This is a genomic window from Paenibacillus apii, from assembly GCF_011043685.1.
GTDB lineage: Bacteria > Bacillota > Bacilli > Paenibacillales > Paenibacillaceae > Paenibacillus_AQ > Paenibacillus_AQ sabinae.
Window position 1 is genome coordinate 659,066 of the sequence record NZ_JAAKGU010000001.1, and the last position, 20,702, is coordinate 679,767.

The window sequence follows — 20,702 nt, forward strand, 5'->3', positions numbered from 1 at the left end:
TGCTGCCTCGGCCTTTGGCTGTTGGAATATTCTCTCTGCAAAACGTAAGAAAGAATAAGCGTATCGCTTATCCTTTTCTACATTGCCTGGAGAAACAGGGAACGTCCTGAATAGGACGTTCCGGCTTCTCTTATAATCTATTGTATCTCTTTACGCTTGTTCTTGCACGATGCGAAGCGTATCACGGGCAATCACGAGCTCTTCGTTGGTCGGAACGACAAGCACTTCGACTTTGGAGCCGCTGGCGGAAATGCGGCGAGGGTCGCCGGAGCGGACCTTGTTCGCTTCTTTGTCCAGTTCGATGCCAAGGAATGTCAGGTTGCTCAGAACCTTCTCGCGAAGCAGAGACGCGTTCTCGCCTACGCCGGCTGTGAAGACAATGACGTCAACGCCGTCCAATGCCGCCGCATAGGAACCGATATACTTGCGCAAGCGGTATTCATACATTTCAAAGGCCAGTGTGGAATTCGGCTCGCCTTTCTCATAGCCGTCAATAATGTCGCGCATGTCGCTGCTCGTTCCGGAGATCGCGAGCAATCCGCTGTGCTTGTTCAGCATGGAGCTGGCTTCGCCCGGGGTCAGTTCTTCCTTGTTCATCACGTAAGGAACAACCGCCGGATCGATGTCGCCGCTGCGCGTACCCATCATCAGGCCTTCCAGCGGAGTCATACCCATCGAGGTATCCACCGAAATTCCGCCTTTAACGGCCGTAACGCTGGCACCGTTGCCGATATGGCAGGTGATAATCTTGAGGTCTTCAAGCGGACGACCGATGTACTCGGCGGCAGCTTTGCTGACAAAATCATGGGATGTTCCGTGCGCGCCGTAGCGGCGGACTTTGTACTTGTTATACAGCACTCTCGGAATAGCGTACATATAAGCTTTCTCAGGCATCGTCTGATGGAATGCGGTATCGAATACGACAACCTGAGGAACACCCGGCATATTGACTTCGGATGCGGTAATCCCCATAACAGCCGCCGGGTTATGTAGCGGCGCAAGGTCGAACAAGCGGCGGATTTCCGATTTGGCCGCCCCGTCAACGAGTGCCGAAGCCTTAAAGGTCTCGCCGCCGTGAACGACGCGGTGACCGACCGCATTGATCTCCGAGATCGAGTCGATTACGCCATGCTCTTTATCAGTCAGATTGGCCAATACTTTACGGATGGCCGTTGTGTGTTCCAGAATTTCGCTGACTTCGGTAACTTCCTGTTTGCCAGTCGGTTTATGGGTAAGGATCGAGGAATCCATGCCGATACGCTCAACCAGGCCTTTGGCCAGAACGGATTCGTCGGTCATATCATAAAGCTGATATTTTAAAGAAGAAGATCCTGCATTAATTACGAGTACTTTCATATACGGTCACCATCCTTGTCATACTTGAAGAAGCCTTCGCCGGATTTCATGCCCAGCTGTCCCGCGCGCACCATCTTTTTCAGAATGGTCGACGGGCGGTATTTCAGTTCGCCGAACTCGCGGAACATGCGCTCCAGAGCGGCGAGAACCGAATCCAGGCCGAAACGGTCAGCCATTTCAAGCGGGCCGTACTGGAACTGATAGCCGATACGCATGGCATCGTCGATATCTTCAGGAGAAGCGACACCTTCCTGCAGCACGTGCATAGCCTCGTTTATGAACAGGCAAATAAGGCGTGAAGTTACAAATCCCGGGGATTCGTAAATCATTACGCCTTTCTTCTCGACAACGTCGTCAACAAAAGCTTTCGTATGTTCAAATGTCGAATCGGAAGTCTTCAGTCCGCGTACGATTTCGACAATATCCACTTTGGCAACAGGATAAATAAAATGCATGCCGATTACGCGTTCAGGATACATCGTGGAGCTTGCCAGTTCGGTCAAGCTGAGTGTGGAAGTGTTGCTGGCAAGAATGATATTGTTCGGACACACCTGATCCAGCTGGTTAAATACTTTCTTCTTCTCTTCCAGATCTTCGATGATCGTTTCGATCACCATGTCGCAGGCGCTAAGTTCCGCGAAATGCGTCACTTTTTGGATGCGGCCGAGGATTAGCTTCTTCTCCGCCTGGGTAATCGCCCATTTCTCCAGCTGCTTATCAAGGCTAGTCTCAATCATGTTGTAGGAGTAGTCCAATTTCTCCGGCGTCTTTTCTACAAGCAGTACGTCCAGACCTTTGGCCGCCAGCATTTCGGCAATCCCTTGTCCCATCGTGCCGCCGCCGATGACACCTATTTTTTTGAAATTCATAAAAAGCCTCCATCCTTTCAGGTATCTCTACATTATTGTAGCACCTTTTTATCTGTCGAAAAAACAGCATACTCCGACATATAATCATATCTTAGCATGTCTGAAAAGTAAAAAAAAATAACCGGCATCAAGAATTATGCCGGTAAAAGGACACTGTCACGAAATTGACAACGAAATTGTTCTCCGGAAAGCACTTCTTCCTTCATCAGGATGTCCAGGGAAAAATCGAAAACATTTCGTTTATTTTCCAAAAGCGTACGGGTTCGCTCCATCAATTCGTCCAGAATTTTACTATTCTCTTTCATCAGTTCTTCCGTCGTCACCATCTCCAGCTTGGCGATGCCAAGCGAGGTCAGGCCCGATTTCATCATCATTTCCACGATGCCGAGCGCCTGATCAAAATCACCTCTTGAGCCCGTGCTGCGTCCGCCGTAATAGATTTCCTCGGCAGCCGCTCCGCCAAGAGCGATCATGATCTGCTCTTCCAGATACTCTTTGGTATATAAGTACTGTTCCTGCTGCGGATTATGTCTGACATAACCGAGCGCCTGTCCGCGTGGAGTCAGCGTGACCTGGCTTACGCTTCCCGGACGAAGCCCTTCGGCCATAATGGCATGTCCAAGCTCGTGAATGGCCACCCGCTTCTTCTCTTCCTGGTTCGTCTCGCGGTCCGTCTTCTCGCCCATCATCACCTTGTCGATCGCCATCGCCAGATGACGATGCTCCACCTGGGTCAGATTCTCTCGCATCATATAGATGGCGGCTTCATTCATGACGCTTTCCAGCTGGGCTCCGGAGAAACCGTAAGCTTCCTCCGCGATTTTGTCCAAATCAGTTTCAGGATGAAGCGGTTTGTTCTTCGCATGCAGCTCCAAAATCGACTTGCGTCCCTTTTTATCGGGCATGTCCACCTGGATGTGACGGTCGAAACGACCTGGACGCAGCAGTGCGGGGTCCAGCATTTCCTTGCGGTTGGTGGCTGCGATCAGCAGAATGCGCGGAGTGTCCGAGTTATAGATGCCATCCATCTCGGTCAGCAGCTGGTTCAGCGTCTGGTCGTACTCGCGCTGCTGTCCTCCTTCGCGCTTGCCTCCGATCACATCGATTTCATCGATGAATATAATCGCGCTCTCCTTGTTCTCCTTGGCGGCACGGGTCCGCGCGTCCTTGAACAGATCGCGGATGCGTCCGGCGCCGACGCCGACGTACATTTCCACGAATTCACTGCCGGAAGCCGCCACGAATACCGAGTTCGTGTAATGGGCCGCGGCCTTCGCCATCAGCGTCTTACCCGTTCCGGGAGGCCCTGTGAGGAGAATCCCCTTGAGCGGACGGATGCCGAACTTGCTGATTTCTTCATGCCGGATCAGAAAATCGAGCGCCTCGCGCAGTTCCTGCTTGGCATTGTCCTGTCCGCCGATTTCTTCAAATGTCAGCTTGGCCGGACCATTCTTCTTGCGCTTCTTTTCCGTACTGGCGCCTACCGCGATGCCGCCGCGCAGATGGGTAATCGTCAGCAGAGCGCCGACCATGGCGGCCGCAACGATAATCGGCACGACATTCAGACCGAGAAAGGCCAGAAATATCAGCAGCACAGGGACAAAACCGATTAATACTTCTTTGGTCCATTTAGGCATTGTTCCATACCCCCATCTTTTCCGGCTCGCGCGGTAAAATAATGAATTTGCTCTCTTTACCGTCCGTCAGGCTAACATATACATTTTTGTCGTCGATTTCCGTCGTGGCGGTAACGTTCTTGTATTGGGCGGACAGCTCTTTCAGCTTCTCCGGAATAATCGTATATTTGCGGCTTTCCATCGCTTCGGCTACGGAAAACATTGCTTTATCCCAGTATTCGTCAAGCGTTTGGTTGGAATGCTGTACCACATCCAGATTCACAGTCCGGCTCCCGATCAGAGGTTCGCCCTCGTTATTTATATATTGAACCAGTTCACGTAATTTCGTGCCCGGCTGCAGATCAAGTTTCAGAGTAACTGTATTGCGGTTAATAGAGATATGGGAAGCGTTGACTCCCTTATAGCTGCTTACAATCTTCTCAAGCGGCTCCTGGACGGCAAATTGGCGATACAAAAACCAGCCGCCGAACAGCAGCGCGGCCGACAGCAGCGCAGTCAACAAGGTTGGTATTAGACGTATTTTCAAGCAACGTCCTCCTTTCCAATAATGACAAACTTTATACCCTTCCATGCAGCGTGCCTGTGTTACTCCGAATCCGGCATATTTTTCTCATGCCCTAATACAACTAGTAGTATATCATAGGTGTATATACTAGAACGAATAATTTGTGACTAATATTTAAAATTTTACGTTCTATTTTTTCCCTATGACTATCGCAAAGGAGCTCTTCCCAAGTGGCAAAAACCTATGGCAAGCCTCTCTACCAAACGTTTTTAATTCATGGCGGACCAGGAGCGGCCGGAGAGATGGCTGTGGTTGCCGCCCGTTTATCACAGAAATTCGGAGTCGTCGAGTCCTTTCAGACCCGGCTGTCCATAGACGAATTGATCCTGGAACTCAAGAGAGATATTGAGGATTTCGGCAGCGGACCCGTCAGCTTAGTAGGCTACTCCTGGGGGGCCTGGTTATCTTTTATCTTTGCAGCCTCCTGCCCGGATCTCGTATCGAAGTTAATTCTTATAGGCAGTGCTCCGTTCGAGCAGCAATACACCAAAGATCTGCGGGCCACCCGGTTAGCCAGGTTAAACAAAGAGGATAGACAAAGAGTCCGTGAACTGGAGGCCTTTCTGCAAAAACCAGAGTCAAATAAGAATGAACTCCTTCGTCAATATGGAAAACTAATGGAAAAAGCGGATGTCTTCAATCCCCTACCGAGTGATAATGACGATGTGGAAGTCGATTTGAATATTTTTCAGCACATATGGAAGGAAGCCAGTGGACTCAGATCGTCCGGCGAACTACTCAAGCTGGGGTCTCAAATTTACTGTCCTGTAACCGCGATTCACGGAATCCATGATCCTCATCCCTATTCAGGCGTTTTACAGCCTCTGTCCGGTGTCCTTCAAGATTTTCATTACCATTTGCTAGAGAACTGCGGACATACGCCTTGGAAAGAACGCATGGCTAAAGATCCTTTTTATGATTTACTTGCCGCCGAATTGTCCGATAAATAGAATCCATGAAAAAAAGAACCAGCCATCCCCACAAGGGTTTGGCTGGTTCTTCGTTTGCGCCCCGCTAACGGTTGGGCAAGCTGTATCCGTCGCCGATCTGCTCACCGTCCGAAAAGCGGTAGAACCGGTAATAATACCGGTCACCCTCTTTATAAAAGAGCTGCCAAGCGTATTCGCCGTTGTACGCGCCGGGAAGCAGCCGCTTAATCTGGATGCCGGGAAGCGAGGAAGCGATGATCTGCCGCATTCTTTTCTCGGATGTGCCTTGCGACAGCTCCTCGGCATGCACGGCGCTATCTCCTTGCACCGGCTTTCCGTCTGTAGTGAATCGCACCCATACCATCATGTCGGTCCCGGCTTTGTTCTTGCCGGTTAGAACCCAGTAGATGGCATTTTCGTCCCAGATCGATTTCTGCGCCCGGTCGATTTCAGTAAGGGCCGCTCTGCTTGTGGCAATGGCTTCGGCCTCTTTCCGCTCGCTCCACGTATCCTTTAGGACATAAGCAAAAAATTGATAGAATCCAAACAGAAGGAGCAGGGCCAGGAATGCCCCGTATAACCCCCATTTTCTCCTTTTTCTCATCGCTTCAGCAGGTCCTCGAACGCTTCCTGCGCCTTTCGGCGGATCTCCTCTTCGTCAAGGGTCAGGCACTTTCCGTGCTGCACAACCTGCTTGCCGTCGACCCATACATGCTCCACATCCTTGGCGCTGGCCGAGTATACGGCATGTGATATAAGATCCGTATGCGGCAGCAGATGCGGCTGGTCGATATCAATCGCAATAAAATCGGCCTTCATCCCCGGAGCCAGACGGCCCACTTGATTCAGGAACACCGACTTCGCGCCATACTCCGTACCCATGAGCAGCGCTTCAGCGGCCGGAACCGCGGTCGGATCGCCGGAGACCCCTTTATGAATCAGCGCAGCCAGGCGCATTTCTTCGAACATGTCCAGGTTGTTGTTGCTTGCCGGGCCGTCCGTTCCAAGCGACACGGTTACACCGGCCTTCAGCAGCTCGGGCACTCGCGCTACGCCGCTGGCCAGCTTCAGATTGCTGCCCGGATTGTGGGCAACTCCAACCTGATGCCGGGCCAAAGTCTCAATCTCCTCGTCCGTCAGATGCACGCCATGCGCCACGAGCGACGGACGGGTGAACATGCCGAGCTTCTCCAGATGGGCGACGGGTCTCAGGCCGTAATCTGTTACGTTCTGCTCCACTTCCCGCCGTGTTTCGGACATATGGGTATGAATAGGCAGATCCAGATCATGGGCCGCCTGAACGAATTTCTCGATATAATCGGGAGGGCACGTATATGGCGAATGCGGCGAGATCATGGCCGTAATTCTGCCGCTTGCTTTGCCATGCCACTCTTTTGCAAAAGCAACCGCTTCCGCAAGCTTCTGATCCTGCACTTCGGCCGGACACAGCCCGATAACGCCCCGCATCAGGACTGCGCGAATTCCGGAAGCTTCCGCCACCTCGGCAACACGGTCCATATGATCGTACATATCAAGGAAGGTCGTTGTTCCTCCCTTCAGCATTTCCAATACCGACAGGGCGGTTCCCCAGTACACGTCGTCACCGGTGAATTTCCCCTCCATCGGCCACATCTTCTCCTGAAGCCATACCTGAAGCGCCAGATCATCTCCGTAGCCGCGCAAGAGAGACATCGCAGCATGCCCATGCGTGTTGACCAGCCCGGGCAGGAACAGCAAACGGCTGCCGTCAAAAGACGGAATGTCTTCCTCCAGCACAGGCGGTTCTTCCCCTATGTAAGTGATCAGATCGTTATCGATAACCATATAGCCATCGATCACAGGCTTATCTGAGCCGGGCACGGCAAACTTGCCGCCGCGGATGATCCATTTATTGCCCATCGGCTTCCTCTTCCTTTCCTTCGTGAAGATAATACGCCAAGCTTTGCAGATCGGTAGTAAAGTCTGCCGCATGCACTCGAACCTCTGACGGCGTCTTCAGAATGACCGGCGCGAAGTTCAGAATCGCTTCAATGCCGGATTCAATGAGAATATCCGCGACAATCTGCGCCTCCTGATCGGGCACGGTAATGATTCCGATACGGATGCCCTGATCCCGGACGGTTTGGGCAAGCTCTTCCATCGGCTGAACAGTCAGTGTATTGATTTTGGTTCCAACCTTCGGCGGATAGGAATCAAAGACGGCCGTTATTTTCATTGTATCTTTTAAATAGATGTTGTAATTGGATAACGCCTGACCCAGGTTACCGGCTCCGACCAAAGCAACGTTGATCGGCTGATCCAGCTTCAGGATATGACGGATTTTCTCGATCAGGTACGGAACGTCGTAGCCGATGCCTTTTCTTCCAAAGTCTCCAAAATAGGCCAAATCCTTGCGAATTTGCGCCGGGTTCAAGTCGAGCCGCTGTCCCAGCTCTTGAGAAGAAACAGTAGCGATTTCTCGTCTGTGAAGCTCGTTCAAAAACCGCAGATACACAGGCAATCTGCGGACGACGGCCTCCGATATTTTGTCCGATTTCATGAGTTCTCCTCCTAAAAGATTTTCGATCCCTCCCAAACCCTCCCTTCCAAGGGAGGGCCCCAAGGGCTGCCGCCCTCTGGACACCCGCTAAAGGCAATTAGCGTTTGGCGGAAGTTGGGCGGGACCTTGATCAGACGGTGAAGGATCGCTTTTCGTCCCTAACGGGACACGCTTTACGAATGGCGGGATTTAGCTACAGGACCCGCACAAAGCTACAAAACCGGGAGATCGACCTATGTTGTACAATGGCCGATCCGTATTTAAAAGCTGTAGAGCTTAAACCCATTTGATTGACCTATGTTGCACACGGCCACCCGAATTTAGGATGCTCCGTCATGCTGGAGCCATTCGGCAATTCGCGGAACCATCTGCTCTGTCGTCATATGCTCCATTTTCGGTCCGGGCAACGAGTACAGGAAGTATTTCCCGTAATAAGATTCGATTACTCTGGTATCATATACGATAACTATGCCGCGATCCTGCGCGGTCCGCACGAGGCGGCCAAATCCCTGTTTGAAGCGGATGACGGCCTGCGGGACGGACAGCTTCATGAAGGGATTCTTCTTTTGCGCCTGCAGCAGCTCGGCTTTGGCTTCCGCGAGAGGGTGGTTCGGCGGCTGAAACGGCAGCCTTACGATTGCAAGGCAGGTTAGCGCGTCGCCGGGAATATCCACCCCTTCCCAGAAGCTGCTCGTTCCAAGCAGAACGGAAGCGGAATTATCCTGGAAGCGGCGGAGCAGCTTACTCCGGCTCCCTCCTTCGACCCCCTGGCCCAGCACCGTGATTTCCTCGGAAGCCAGTACTTCCTTGAGCGGGTCGAACACCTGGCGCAGCATCTTGTAGGATGTGAACAGCACCAGCATGCGTCCTTTCGTCGTTACCGCAGCTTCAGCCAAGGATTGAACGAGCATATCGACGAACCGGGCGTCGCCAACGGTCCCTTTCACGCTGGGAAAATCCCGCGGAATAACCAGCAGCGCCTGATCCCGATACCGGAACGGAGATGGGAGCTGCATTGTGGACAGCCGTCCCTCCTCCTGAGCCTCGTTCAAACCGAGATTGTCGATCATATACTGGAACGATTTATCGACCGATAACGTTGCGGAGGTCAGGACAATACTTTTCTTCTTATCGAAAAAAAGCTCCTTCAGCTGAGCGCTGACATCCACAGGCACGGCATAAAGCTGGAGCGATTTGCTGCGGTAATTTCCATTTGCCTCCAGCCAATATACAACATTTTCATTATTCATGCCCATAAAAAAACGCACCTGCTCGCGGATTTCAGCCAAATCCTTGAACAGTCCGCCGATATCGGTTACGAGACTGTCTGCCGAAGACTGGCCGTCCTGATCGCGCATCTCGGACAGCATTTTCTCGCCTTTGCGGATCGCATCGCTTAATGAGAGATTCAGCGTATTCTCAAGCGATGCAAGCTCCTCCCAGCCTTTCGGCTTCTTGGTGGGAAGAAGACGGTGAACAAGCTGTCCCGCTTCTCCCGCCGCCGAGTCGGCACGTTCGGGTATGAGAGTGAACAGCTTCTCACTAAGCAGATCCCACGACTCCTTGACGGTAAGAAGATCGGGGTACAGCCGGTCGATAACGCCGCTCCACTCGGAGGCCTGCTCGCTCCCCGAGCTTTGAAGAATCTGACGCAGCGCGGGCAGCTGGCCGTTCCGGCTGTCTTTGTACAGACGATTCAGCGTATGGGACACCGTGAAATGCTTCATATTCATGCCCAGATGCTTCCCTGCCACTTCCTCCAGCTGATGCGCCTCATCGATAACCAGATATTCATAAGCAGGAAGCAGCTGATGACCCGCTTTGACGTCGGCAAACAGCTTGGAGTGATTGGTAATGACCACATCCGCGTTTCCCGCTTCATGCTTCGCGCGATGATAGTAGCATTTACGGAACCAGGGACACGCACGCCCAAGGCAGGAGTCGGTATCGCTTGCCACCGTTTCCCAGAAATCGCCTCCCCGGCTGCTCATGTTCAGCTCTTCGTCGTCGCCTGATTCAGTCTGGGTAAGCCACACGATCATCTGTGCGGCGGTCAGCGTATCCTCCCTTGGCGAGACGAAATCTTTCTTATTAATTTTATGTTCAAATTTACGCAGACACAAATAGTGTCCTCTGCCTTTAAACACCGCCGCCTTGAACGGAAAAGGTACGGTCTCGATCAATAATGGAATATCCCGTTCGCGAAGCTGATCCTGAAGATTAATCGTATGAGTGCTGACCATTACTTTTTGACCGGTGCGGACGCTCTGGTAAATCGCCGGCAGCAAATACCCAAGCGACTTGCCGGTTCCCGTGCCCGCCTCGATCAGCAAATGCTTCTCTTGTTCCAGCGCCTGAATCACTTCGGCGAACATGATCTCCTGTGCCTGCCGGCTTTCGTATTGGGGCAGGATGCTCCGCAGCCGCCTGAGAACCTCTTCCATATAGTCTTCAAAAGACAACTGCTCCGCCGGATTGTCACCGTCCTCCCGTGGTGGGGGAAGATCCGTCCAATCGCCTGCGGCGAGCGCTAGCTGACGGTAGAATTGAAGCTCGCTCTCCGGCTGAAACGATTCCATTTCACGTTCGCCCAGCAGACCGTCAAAGAACCAGCTCAGATCGCTGTCTTCTCCCGCAAACAGCTCGGTCAGTCGCTGCACTGTAATCAATGGCAGGCTGTGCAGCTCATCCAGACATTTCAGCAGCACATGCGCGGTGGCAAGCGCGTCGCTGTCCGCCTGATGCGGACGCTCGTGGACAATGCCGAAATGGGAGCTGACGGCTCCAAGCTGGTAAGAAGTGAGCGACGGAAAACAGATTTTCAGAAAATCGATCGTATCAAGAATTCGGCCCTGAAACGGCAAATATCCGCAGCGGTCCAGAGCATTCTGCAGAAAATGAAAATCGAAAGCGACATTATGTCCGACGAGCACGACATCATTGAGCAGGGGCACCAGTTCCATCATCATTTCTTCAAGCTCAGGCGCGTCCTGCACGTCGTTATCGGTAATGCCGGTCAAACCGGTAATAAAAGGGGGTATCGGTCCTCCGGGCTTGACGTAGGAACCGTATACACGCGAAATGGACCGGTCTTCTTCTATAGTGGCAAGTCCGACCTGAATAATTTCACCTACGGACTGGGTTCCTGTTGTTTCAAAATCAAGCACGGCAAATTTCATGATGTTTAAACCCTTTCATTTTGATACTACCTATCAGCATAACAGAAGTTGCGAAAAAAGGCGATGCACCCTGCCGAAAGCAGCAGTTGCATCGCTCCAAAAATAACCGCAAGATTTAAAGCAGAGAAGCCAGCTCACTTCCGATCTGCAGTTCGCCTCTGCCGCGCCGGCAAATCTCCAGATTGAGGCCGGGTTCCTGAAACGATGGATCATATTTCAGCGCCAAATTGAACAGCTCCTTGGCTTCCCCGAACCGCCGGCCAGCTGCAGCAATGCAGCCCATGGCGTTATAGAGATGCGCTTTAAGCTTACGGCTCTGAACGAGGGGCAGCATGTGTTCCAAATGTTCCCAAGCCTCGCCTGCTTTGCCCAGATGGAGATGGGACATCGCAAGGTACAGCCGGGCCGCAAGGTTGTCGGGATAATGAAGGATAACGGTACTGAACTGTTCGATGCATTTCGGATACATCAGCAGCTTGTAATATCCCTGGCCGCGCGCAAAATTCTCCATCTCAATCCCGGGTACTTCACTTCCGGCCGGCTCTGTCTCCGTCTCCTCGGAAAGATCCGCATGTTGACGGAACATACTGAGCGCCTCCGCAAAAGCCAGCCATTCGTCCAGCGCTTCATCGCTGAGCTTGCGGAGCATCCGGTATTTGCCTAGCAGCTCTTGCCGCCGGATGCCCTGAGCTCCTGGCCATTGTTTGGCGATATCGGAAAGCATCACGTTCATTTCGGCAAACATCTGTTGAAACACGGGAGCCATCCCTCCTTTTGGAACAATGAGATCAGTGCAGCTTGCCTGAATTCATTGTTCGCCTGAGGACGCTCTTTCATGCGTGGCAGTGATTGCATGCCCGCGTTATGACGGGATCAGGCAATCGTCGCGTGAAGCTCCTTATTTTCAAGCTTGACCGGACGATTGTTCTCATCCACAAAAACGACCGTCGGCTTGTGATGTTCAAGCTCTTCATGAGAAAGCATCGCATAGGAAATAATAATGACCGTATCGCCGGGCTGCACAAGTCTTGCCGCTGCACCGTTCAGACAAATGACGCCGCTGCCGCGCGGGCCCGGTATAACATAAGTCTCCAGACGCGAACCGTTGTTGTTGTCCACAATCTGCACCTTTTCGTTCTCCAGCAGATCGGCGGCTTCCATCAGATCCTCATCGATCGTAATGCTGCCGACGTAGTTCAAATTGGCTTCGGTTACCGTCGCCCGGTGAATTTTGGATTTCATCATATGTCTAAACAAGGGCTGCGACCTCCTTCGGCGTAAAGATTAAATTGTCGATCAGACGGGTGCGGCCGAACCGGACCGCCAGCGCCATGATAATTTCTCCTTCGGCCTCTACGAGCGGGAAATTCCCTTCCAGCGGTTCAAGCTGCGGAAAGGTCAGGATCTCCGCGTAATCAATATCGGCAAGCGGCGAGCTTGAAATAACGGATTTCAGCAGCTCCCGCACTTCATCGGTTGTAGCGACGCGGCCTTCTTCCACAGCACTGTGAGCTTCCCGGAGCGAACGGGACAGCACCAGCGCCTGTTGGCGCTCTTCGGCCGATAAATAGACATTACGGGAGCTGAGCGCAAGTCCGTCTGCTTCGCGTACGATGGGACAGGGAACAATCTTCACATTCATGTTCAAATCGTCGACCATCTGCCGAAGCACCGCCACCTGCTGGGCGTCCTTCAGTCCAAAAAAGGCATAGTCGGGCTGAACCATATTGAACAGCTTGGCAACCACCGTCGTCACTCCGTCAAAATGGCCCGGACGCGAGGCGCCGCACAATCTTGTTGTAAGCGACGAGACTACGATTTTGCTGCGGATTTCCCGGGGATACATCTCCTCTACCGCCGGAATAAACACAATATCCGCGCCTTCGCGTTCCGCGAGCTCCAGATCCCGCCGCTCATCGCGCGGATAGGCCTCGTAATCCTCATTCGGTCCGAATTGAATCGGATTGACAAAGATGCTCATGACTACCGTGCCGCATATTTCGCCCGCACGGCGCAGCAGACTGGCGTGACCATCATGAAGATAGCCCATCGTAGGCACAAGTCCGACGGGGCCTTGGCCCGCACCCCGCATAAATAAGGCGGCTTCCCGAAGCTGTTCTACCGTTCTAACAACTCTCATTATGATCTCGCTCCTTTTCCGGCTGCGCCGTACAGTGATTCCAGCACACCTTCATCCGCACCAAACGCGTGGTTTGCTGCTGGGAAGGCACGCTGTTTGACTTCCTTGACATACTCGCCGAGCGCTTCGCGGATGATGCCGCCCACATCGGCGTATGTCTTCACAAAACGCTTCTCCCTGTATGGCGAAGCATATTTCAGCACATCATGGTACACGAGCACCTGCCCATCGCAATAACGGCCCGCACCGATTCCGATGGTCGGTATGGAAAGCTCCCGCGTGATGGCCTCCGCCACTTCCTCAGTGACGAGCTCCAGCACGATGCCGAACGCTCCCGCCTTCTCCAGCGCCTTCGCCTCGTCCATCAGACGCTGTGCGTCCCTGGCGTCCTTGCCCTGCACCCGGTACCCGCCGATCGTATTCACCGATTGCGGCGTTAGGCCGATATGGCCCAGCACCGGCACGCCCGCGGAAACGATGGATGACACGGTTCCGCAAATTTCGAGCCCGCCTTCCATTTTTACCGCATGGGCATGCCCTTCTTGCATCAGACGGCGCACGTTGCGCAGACTTTCGTCAATGCTGCCGTGATACGTCATAAACGGCAGATCCGCCACAATGAAGGTATGCTCCGCTCCCCTTGCAACCGCCCGCGTATGATAGACCATATCGTCGATGGTTACAGGCAGCGTCGAATCATATCCAAGAACAACGTTGCCGAGCGAATCGCCGACGAGGATCACGTCGACGCCAGCTTCTTCAGCCAGACGGGCCGAAGGATAGTCGTACGCCGTCAGCATGCTCAGCGGCACGCCTTCCGCCTTCATTTTTTTCATTTTCACAATATTCAGTGCCTGTTTCTCAGCCATTCCCTTTTCCCCTTTTGCGAGTCACCGCGCCTCTATCAGCGCAAACAAAAAAACCTTTTAGCGTATCCGCTAAAAAGGTCCGAAGGGCAAAAAAGAGTCACTCGCGATCGTCCCTTCTGTCTCGGTCCTTGCGGCTCTGAGCAGAATCCAACGTAACCGTTCACTACAGTTACAAGAAGAAACATCCTGCGCCTTCCTCATAAGAAAGAGGCATTCCGTCTCACCATTCCAAGAGTGCAGTTCGTCTAACCGATACCGCCTCTTGCGAACAGTATAACAAATTCACCGCATAATTACACGATAAAAATATGACAAGGAATGGAATCCTTTGTCTAAATAAGGACAATTTCGCCGGAACAGACACTCGTCACCGTCCCGTTATCGTCCCGAAGCAGCAGTCCGCCATCTTCACCTAGTCCGATTGCCGTGCCTTCAAGCCAGCCCTGTTGGGTCTTCCGGCCAATCCTCCGGCCCAGAGTAACTGACTGCTCCTCCCATAAACGGGCAATCGGTCCAAATCCCTGCTCCAGGTACAATTCGTAGTGGATTTTCAGCTCCCGCAGCACTTCCCCGGCCAGCTTCACTCTGTCAACCGGCACTCCGCCTTCGATCAGCAGCGAGGTCGCTATTTCCTTAAGCTCCGCCGGATAGTCTTCCTCCGACAGATTGGCGCTGATGCCGATCCCGGCAATTGCATATTGAAGGCCTCCCGGCCCGACATTCGATTCAATCAAAATGCCGCACAGCTTCCGCCCGCCAGCCAGAAGATCGTTCGGCCATTTAATGCCCGCTTCAACCCCGGTCATCTTCCGGATGGCCGTGCAGACGGCGACGCCGGCCAGAAGCGTCAGCTGGGGCGTAGACTGCAGCGGAATGGCCGGTCGCAAGACGACGCTCATCCAGATGCCCTTGCCTTTGGGGGAATGCCATTTTCGGCCCATGCGTCCCCGTCCGCCGATCTGCTCCTCGGCCATGACGGCCGTTCCTTCCAGCGCGCCGCTCTCCGCCAGCCGCTTCGCTTCCTCCTGGGTCGAGACCACCGTATCCATACGGTGCAGCCTACCGGCCCAATCCGGGTCCCGCAGGCCGTCTGCTTCAGCGGCCCGCATCTTCTTCGTGCTCATGTTGATTCATCCTTTTCGCTATCGTAATCAGGGCCGCCCTATCGTTGAACACGTCACCCGCTGCCGCGGCCAGCAGCAGCTGCTGAAGCAGCTGCCCCAGCCACGGGCCCGGGCGCTTGTCCAGAGCGGACGCCAAATCGCTGCCCGTCACGGCCAGATCGGCCAGCTCGCGGACGGGCATCTCGCGCAGCCACCGCCGGGCGGCCAAGGCGTGCCCGGCGCCCGGGCCGCCGCCAGGCAGGGCGGTCAGCAGCGTCAGCCACCCTTCGGCGGCGTCCGCGCCGAAGGCCAGCACGGCGGCGAGGAATCGCCGCCGGAAGTCCGCGGGGCCATCCTCCGGCCCCGCCTCCGCCGCTGCGGTCCACGCCTCGCGGAACCGCAGCACCTGGGCGACGCCGCGCCGCGTCGCCCCCGGGAACGTCCATGCCCGCAGCACCGCCTCGGCCTTGGCGGCCGGGATGCCCAGGGCATGGAGGAGCAGCGCCCACCGCAGGAGGGCGCTCTCCAGTTCCCCTATGGAGGCGAGACTGGCGGCAGCGGCCGCAAGTCTTTCGCCCGTCCAGGGGAACGGGGCTTTTCCGCGCGCCAGCAGGCCGCTGCGCGCAAGCATCCCCAGGCCGCGTAAGGGCCTGGGGCCTTCCACGATGCGCGTCAGCTCAGCAAAGACGCGCTCCACGGCGATATGCGCCAGCCCGTCCCGGCGGCGCAGGAGACCGCGCCACGTATTCTTCGCGACGCGGAAGTCCAGCGTGGACGCGAACCGCACGCAGCGGAGCATGCGGAGCGCGTCCTCGTCAAAGCGCTCCTCCGCGGTGCCGACGCAGCGGATCAGCCGGCGGCGCAGGTCCTCCGCCCCGCCGAATGGGTCGATCAGCGCTCCGTCAAGACCCATGCAGATCGCATTGATCGTAAAATCACGTCGGCGAAGATCCTCTTTGACATCCTTAACGAAGACGACGTTCTCCGGACGGCGGTGATCGGCGTAGCCGCTCTCGGTCCGATAGGTCGTCACTTCAAACGGGAAACCGGCCTCCAGAACGGTAACGGTCCCATGCTGGAGGCCGGTAGGCACACATTTTGGAAAGAGCGACATGACCGATTCCGGCCGGGCCGAGGTCGTAATGTCCATGTCGTTAACTGGACGCCCGAGCAGCTCGTCGCGTATACAGCCCCCGACCCAGTACGCTTCATGTCCCGCTTCGGTTAGGCGGACCATGATCCGGCCCGCAGCCTCGGCCATCAGGGGATCGGCCATCTTCCAGTTCATCATCACTCAAGCTCCAATCTTTAGCAGACCGTGTTCGCGGTCTTGCGGTCCAGCACACGGTAATAAATGCTTTCGTATTGATCCGTAATGGCGTCGTTGCAGAAATCCTCTCGCGCGCGCTCCAGACAGGCTTTGCGGATATTACGGGCCAAAGCCTCGTCGGTCAGCAGACGGACGGCATATTCCGCCATGGCGGCCGTATCGCCGATCGGCGCCAGAAATCCGGTTTCGCCATGCATCACCAGCTCGGGTATGCCCCCGGCCTGCGAGCCGATCGTCGGCACGCCGCAGGCCATCGCTTCCAGAGCAACCAGTCCGAAGCTCTCTTTTTCCGAAGGAAGCAAGAGCACATCCGCAAGCGATATGACCTGGGCGATCTCATCCTGCTTCCCGAGAAACCGCACCTTGTCCTCCAGACCCATTTCCGCGATCTTGGCCTGAATCTTCGGGAGCTCCGGGCCCTCGCCCACAAGCAGGAGACGGGAAGGAATTTTCTTTGCAACCTTGTCGAAGATATCCACCACATCCCCAACTCGCTTGACCGGACGAAAATTGGAGATGTGCATCAATATTTTTTCATCCGGGGACGCGAAATCCCCACGCAGGTCGGAAACGTCCCGGGGATAATAGACTCTTTTATCCACAAAATTGTAGGTCAGGTCGATTTCGCTTGTAATATCCAGCACCCGCCGCGTCTCATTGATCAGGTCCTGCGATACCGCAGTCACCGCGTCGCTCTCATTGATGCCGAGCCGGATCAGATCCCTGAGCGATTCGTCCTGGCCCAGCACCGTAATATCCGTGCCGTGGAGCGTTGTGACCACCTTGACCCCATCGCCGCCAACCATCTGCTTCGCAAGAAAAGCACAGACGGCATGGGGAACCGCATAATGCACATGAAGAAGATCCAGCTTCTCCATCTTGGCTACCTGGGCCATTTTGGTCGCCAGAGCAAGATCATAAGGCGGGTAACGGAATACGTAATAGTCGTTGACTTCAACCTCGTGATAAAAAATATTTTTCTGAAACGTCCCCAAACGGAACGGAATGCTGTGCGTAATGAAATGAACCTCATGACCTTTTTCGGCCAGCAGCTTTCCCAGCTCCGTAGCCACTACACCGGAGCCGCCTAGAGACGGATAACAGGTAATGCCTATTTTCAACAACCGGTCCATATGTCCGTCTCCTTTATTTATTGACTGATTGGTCAGCGCTTATCCGCTGCTTGCGGGCGCCTTTCGTCACTGTTTCTTATCTTTTGAACCAATCTACCGCATAAGGAACTTTGGTAGCGAAGCCCTCGGCCAAAGAAAATCCTCTCCGCTGTCCGAGCAGCATATCTCTTGAGCGGACCCGTTCGATATAACCGTCGTTGAGCGGTGTCGCTACGACATCATCGCCCGGCGTCTTTTGAAACTGGGAGCGGTAAGCGGATAGAGCCGATTCCTTCGCTTCATAGGTTTCGGACACATCGACAACAAGATCCGTACGCCCCAAATCATTAATGAAGTAAAAATAGAGCTGCGGAGCCGGAACCGCCTTCAGCGCCGGCATATACCGCCGAAGCTTCGCATTAAAAACCGCCTCTTCCACAAGCCTGCCGCAGGCGACATGGTCGGGATGGCGGTCTTCCCAGTAGGGAGCGAACACGATATCGGGCGAGGAGCGGCGGATTTCCGCCGTCACAGCCCAAATCTGGTCTTCGGTCAGGCGCAGTCCCCTGTCGGGAAGGCCCAAGTTGGTGCGCGATGATACGCCGAGCGCAGAGGCGGCCCGGGCGGCTTCCTCTTTGCGGATCTTGGGCGTGCCATTGGAGGACATTTCCGCGGCGGTCAGGTCGCAAAGCCCGACCTTAAGCCCGGCTGCCGTATGCTTCGCAATCGTACCGGCCATGCCGATCTCCGCGTCATCGGCATGGGCGCCGAACACAAGAATGTCGAGTTTCATTCGTCGACTCCCGGCTTGTACTTGTGTACCAGATCCCGCCAAGCGAAATCGCCCCGGTCGATCGCTTTGACCAGGATTTCCGCGGTTGCGATATTGGTAGCCACTGGAATGCCGTACACATCGCACAGCCGCAGCAGAGCGGAGATATCCGGTTCATGCGGCTGGGCCATCAGCGGGTCCCGCAGGAAGATAATAAGGTCCAGCTCGTCCTGCGCAACAAGCGCGCCGATCTGCTGATCGCCCCCAAGCGGGCCCGACATAAAGCGATTAATTTTAAGCTGGGTCGCTTCCATAATTCTCTGCCCGGTCGTGCCGGTCGAATACATTTCATGTCCCTGGAACACATGCTCATATGCTGTTACAAAATTAACCATTTCATCTTTCTTGCGGTCATGCGCAATAAATGCAATCTTCATCGGTTTCTCCCCTGTCTATTCGATAAAGTGGTCAAATCCGTAAATCAAACCCGTATAACCCATAACCTTCTCGATGCCCAGCTTCACCCCGGGCATATATCCCGCACGCTCGTAGGAATCGTGGCGGATCTTCAGCGTCTGGCCGAAGCTGCCGAACACGACCTCCTGCTGTGCAAAAACGCCCGGCAGCCGGACGCTGTGAATCCGGAACCCGTTATAATAGCCTCCGCGGGCGCCCTCAATAACTTCCTCTTCCTGCGGGTTGCCCTGACGCAGTTCTTCCCGCGCCTCGGCAATCATCTCGGCCGTCTTGATCGACGTGCCGGAAGGAGCATCCAGCTTCTGATCTCCATGATACTCAATAATCTCAAGATGAGGAAAGTATTTTGCTGCCTGGGCGGCAAACTTCATCATCAGAATGGCCCCGATCGAGAAATTCGGGGCGATCAGGCCGCCGATTCCCTGTTCCTGGCACTGCTTGTCCAGTTCTTCTATCTGCTCCGGAGTAAATCCGGTCGTTCCGATAACCGGTCTTACCCCGTATTTGATGGACAACGCTGTATTGGCATAAGCCGATTGAGGTGTCGTGAAATCGACGAGCACGTCCGCGTCGCCCGCCGCCAAAGCGGCTTCGAGGTCCCCGGTAACCGTTACTCCCGCTTCAGGCAGGCCTACCAGCCGCCCCGCGTCAATGTCATGCAGCGAACGGTCCACAGCGGCCGCAAGCGTCAGATCTTCATCCTGAAGAACCAGCTTGACGACTTCTCTGCCCATCCGGCCGCCTGCTCCCGAAACAACGACTCTGATTTTATTATTCATGTACGTTCTGACCCCCGCTTTCTTCATCTGTTGATTACTGCATGTACTTTAGCAGCGATTTCTGCAGATCCTTCATTAATTCCTTTAACCCGTTATCGTCCGGGTGCAGCGCGATCACTTCCTTCATCGCTGCAATTGCCGGTAAATGCTCGTTCATTCTGCTGTAAGCAATGGCCAGCCATACGTAAGCATCCCCATAGAGCGGATCGAGCTTTACCGCTTCTTTGAGCAAGGTAATCGGCCGGTATGGGTTATTCCTAGCGTTTATATCGTCCTCCAGCAGCCGTTTGGCTTCCTGAACATGCAGCATGGCCTGCAAATGCTGCAAATGCAGTCTGTAATCCGTCTTGGCGCCGTCAAGCTTCACCGCGGCCTTGGCATGTTCGACCGCTTTTTCGAGCTTACCGCTGCGCGCGTAAGTGATTGAACAGCGATACCGGACTTCCGGATCATTCGGGTCGGCCGCAATCGCCGCTTCGAAGCATTGAATCGCTTCTTCGAAATCGCTTCGCAATATACAGCGGTACGCTTCCTTCACATAATCACCGGGACTCATACGTACCACCCTCCGTCATATGATTCATCATATGCGGCGGCGCCTAATCGGTGTTTTTTTTCGTCCAGCGGTCCGCGTCGCGGGTATTGAATTTGCGCATGACCTTGTCCATGGCTTCCGTCAAGTCGATTCCGAGAGAGTTCGCGAAGCAAACGGTGATGAACAGGATATCGCCCAGCTCGAGCTCAATCGAATTTTCCGGCTCGTCAGCCTTTTTCGGCTTCTCTCCATAAGAATGATTGACTTCGCGGGCCAGTTCCCCCACTTCCTCGGACATGCGCGCAAGCATCGATAACGGACTGAAGTAGCCTTCCTTGAACTGGGAAATGTAAGCGTCCACTTCCCGCTGTATTTCGGCGAGACTTTTCTCCATATTCCGGCGTCTCTCCTTTCGATCTGCCGCATATTGCCTTTTCGTTTGCCCCTATGTTATCGTAAAGACGTTTTGAAGACAAATCTTTTTTGCTCGCCTTGCGATTGTTATATAGGT

General features: G+C 54.3%; 21 protein-coding genes. 1 reads left to right on the forward strand and 20 read right to left on the reverse strand.

Features of this window, described 5'->3' with window-relative positions; genetic code table 11:
* Positions 1–150: 150 nt before the first annotated feature.
* From G5B47_RS03345 to G5B47_RS03360, 4 genes are all read right to left on the reverse strand, one after another.
* Positions 151–1,356: an acetate/propionate family kinase gene (locus G5B47_RS03345; protein ID WP_165094324.1), complete on the reverse strand. Its 1,206-nt coding sequence runs from the start codon at positions 1,354–1,356 to the stop codon at positions 151–153.
* Positions 1,353–2,225, reverse strand: coding sequence for a 3-hydroxyacyl-CoA dehydrogenase family protein (locus G5B47_RS03350; protein WP_025335536.1), 873 nt, complete (start codon positions 2,223–2,225; stop codon positions 1,353–1,355). The genes G5B47_RS03345 and G5B47_RS03350 overlap by 4 nt, the downstream gene beginning before the upstream one ends.
* Positions 2,226–2,359: 134 nt before the next feature.
* The gene (locus G5B47_RS03355) at positions 2,360–3,862 is read right to left on the reverse strand and encodes an AAA family ATPase (RefSeq protein WP_165094327.1); all 1,503 of its coding nucleotides are present in this window, start codon (positions 3,860–3,862) and stop codon (positions 2,360–2,362) included.
* Positions 3,855–4,388 carry a hypothetical protein gene (locus G5B47_RS03360; protein ID WP_165094329.1) on the reverse strand — a complete coding sequence of 178 codons (534 nt, stop codon included), beginning with the start codon at positions 4,386–4,388 and terminating at the stop codon, positions 3,855–3,857. Before G5B47_RS03360 ends, G5B47_RS03355 begins: the two co-directional genes overlap by 8 nt.
* 209 nt (positions 4,389–4,597) lie before the next feature.
* On the opposite strand from G5B47_RS03360, the gene G5B47_RS03365 reads away from it, so the two are divergent.
* Positions 4,598–5,377, forward strand: a complete 780-nt coding sequence (locus G5B47_RS03365; RefSeq protein ID WP_206107185.1) for an alpha/beta fold hydrolase — start codon at positions 4,598–4,600, stop codon at positions 5,375–5,377.
* A 64-nt stretch (positions 5,378–5,441) separates the two neighbouring features.
* Here G5B47_RS03365 and G5B47_RS03370 read toward each other — a convergent pair whose 3' ends face one another.
* The 16 genes from G5B47_RS03370 to G5B47_RS03445 form a co-directional block, all read right to left on the reverse strand.
* Positions 5,442–5,960, reverse strand: a complete 519-nt coding sequence (locus tag G5B47_RS03370; protein WP_165094332.1) for a cell wall elongation regulator TseB-like domain-containing protein — start codon at positions 5,958–5,960, stop codon at positions 5,442–5,444.
* Positions 5,957–7,255: an amidohydrolase gene (locus G5B47_RS03375; RefSeq protein WP_165094335.1), complete on the reverse strand. Its 1,299-nt coding sequence runs from the start codon at positions 7,253–7,255 to the stop codon at positions 5,957–5,959. Before G5B47_RS03375 ends, G5B47_RS03370 begins: the two co-directional genes overlap by 4 nt.
* The gene (locus G5B47_RS03380; protein ID WP_165094338.1) at positions 7,245–7,895 is read right to left on the reverse strand and encodes a redox-sensing transcriptional repressor Rex; all 651 of its coding nucleotides are present in this window, start codon (positions 7,893–7,895) and stop codon (positions 7,245–7,247) included. Before G5B47_RS03380 ends, G5B47_RS03375 begins: the two co-directional genes overlap by 11 nt.
* Before the next feature lie 320 nt (positions 7,896–8,215).
* A complete protein-coding gene (gene dinG / locus G5B47_RS03385) occupies positions 8,216–11,074 on the reverse strand; it encodes an ATP-dependent DNA helicase DinG (protein ID WP_165094341.1) in 2,859 nt (952 codons plus the stop codon).
* Positions 11,075–11,189: 115 nt separating this feature from the next.
* On the reverse strand, positions 11,190–11,831 hold the full coding sequence (locus tag G5B47_RS03390) for a tetratricopeptide repeat protein (protein ID WP_165094343.1): 642 nt from the start codon (positions 11,829–11,831) through the stop codon (positions 11,190–11,192).
* A 116-nt stretch (positions 11,832–11,947) separates the two neighbouring features.
* Positions 11,948–12,331 (reverse strand): aspartate 1-decarboxylase, encoded by a 384-nt coding sequence (panD, locus tag G5B47_RS03395; RefSeq protein WP_165094346.1) that lies wholly within the window; start codon positions 12,329–12,331, stop codon positions 11,948–11,950.
* Positions 12,324–13,214: a pantoate--beta-alanine ligase gene (gene panC, locus G5B47_RS03400; RefSeq protein WP_165094349.1), complete on the reverse strand. Its 891-nt coding sequence runs from the start codon at positions 13,212–13,214 to the stop codon at positions 12,324–12,326. The genes panD and panC overlap by 8 nt, the downstream gene beginning before the upstream one ends.
* A complete protein-coding gene (panB, locus tag G5B47_RS03405; protein ID WP_165094352.1) occupies positions 13,214–14,083 on the reverse strand; it encodes a 3-methyl-2-oxobutanoate hydroxymethyltransferase in 870 nt (289 codons plus the stop codon). Before panB ends, panC begins: the two co-directional genes overlap by 1 nt.
* A gap of 332 nt (positions 14,084–14,415) precedes the next feature.
* Positions 14,416–15,207 carry a biotin--[acetyl-CoA-carboxylase] ligase gene (locus tag G5B47_RS03410; RefSeq protein WP_165094355.1) on the reverse strand — a complete coding sequence of 264 codons (792 nt, stop codon included), beginning with the start codon at positions 15,205–15,207 and terminating at the stop codon, positions 14,416–14,418.
* Complete coding sequence (locus tag G5B47_RS03415) at positions 15,179–16,477, reverse strand: CCA tRNA nucleotidyltransferase (protein WP_407945205.1); 1,299 nt, start codon at positions 16,475–16,477, stop codon at positions 15,179–15,181. The genes G5B47_RS03410 and G5B47_RS03415 overlap by 29 nt, the downstream gene beginning before the upstream one ends.
* A gap of 17 nt (positions 16,478–16,494) precedes the next feature.
* Positions 16,495–17,649: an N-acetyl-alpha-D-glucosaminyl L-malate synthase BshA gene (gene bshA / locus G5B47_RS03420; protein WP_165094357.1), complete on the reverse strand. Its 1,155-nt coding sequence runs from the start codon at positions 17,647–17,649 to the stop codon at positions 16,495–16,497.
* A 76-nt stretch (positions 17,650–17,725) separates the two neighbouring features.
* On the reverse strand, positions 17,726–18,421 hold the full coding sequence (gene bshB1, locus G5B47_RS03425; RefSeq protein WP_165094360.1) for a bacillithiol biosynthesis deacetylase BshB1: 696 nt from the start codon (positions 18,419–18,421) through the stop codon (positions 17,726–17,728).
* Positions 18,418–18,837 carry a methylglyoxal synthase gene (gene mgsA, locus G5B47_RS03430; RefSeq protein WP_025335552.1) on the reverse strand — a complete coding sequence of 140 codons (420 nt, stop codon included), beginning with the start codon at positions 18,835–18,837 and terminating at the stop codon, positions 18,418–18,420. Before mgsA ends, bshB1 begins: the two co-directional genes overlap by 4 nt.
* Before the next feature lie 15 nt (positions 18,838–18,852).
* Positions 18,853–19,656 (reverse strand): 4-hydroxy-tetrahydrodipicolinate reductase, encoded by an 804-nt coding sequence (gene dapB, locus G5B47_RS03435; RefSeq protein ID WP_165094362.1) that lies wholly within the window; start codon positions 19,654–19,656, stop codon positions 18,853–18,855.
* A 34-nt stretch (positions 19,657–19,690) separates the two neighbouring features.
* Entirely contained in the window at positions 19,691–20,212 is a 522-nt protein-coding gene (locus G5B47_RS03440) for a tetratricopeptide repeat protein (protein ID WP_165094364.1), read from the reverse strand.
* A 43-nt stretch (positions 20,213–20,255) separates the two neighbouring features.
* Positions 20,256–20,585 (reverse strand): nucleotide pyrophosphohydrolase, encoded by a 330-nt coding sequence (locus tag G5B47_RS03445; RefSeq protein WP_025335555.1) that lies wholly within the window; start codon positions 20,583–20,585, stop codon positions 20,256–20,258.
* Positions 20,586–20,702: the final 117 nt, after the last annotated feature.